Source organism: Mesocryomonas lacus, from assembly GCF_055730135.2.
The window spans coordinates 1-331 of sequence record NZ_JBUZWE020000072.1; the positions used below are offsets into that span (position 1 = coordinate 1).

Below are 331 nucleotides of genomic sequence, written 5' to 3' on the forward strand. Positions count from 1 at the left end.
GGGCAGGTTGGTGCGGACCGACTGCACCTGGCCGACCGGAACCTTCACGTACTCGGCATAGCCGCCGTCGAAGTCGCGGCCCATGCCGCCCATGACCGTCGCGACCGTCGCGCCCGGCTGGAACTCGCCGCCCGGCGCCTCCTCGATCGTTCCCGTCGCCTCGATCCCAAGAACCCGGGGCAGCCGGACGTTTGGAGAATGCCCCTGCCGCGTGAAGATCTCGGACCTGTTGAGCCCGAAGGCTCGAACGCGGATCAGGACCTCGCCTGCGTTCGGCACCGGAACGGGACGATCCTCGACTTTAAGGGCATCGGGTGTGCCCGACGTGTAC

1 protein-coding gene is annotated in these 331 nt (G+C 68.0%); it reads right to left on the reverse strand.

From position 1 onward, the window contains the following. Nucleotides 1-331 (reverse strand): alcohol dehydrogenase catalytic domain-containing protein (locus ACZLZY_RS24980; RefSeq protein ID WP_496253615.1); only part of this gene is annotated, 331 nt, incomplete at both ends.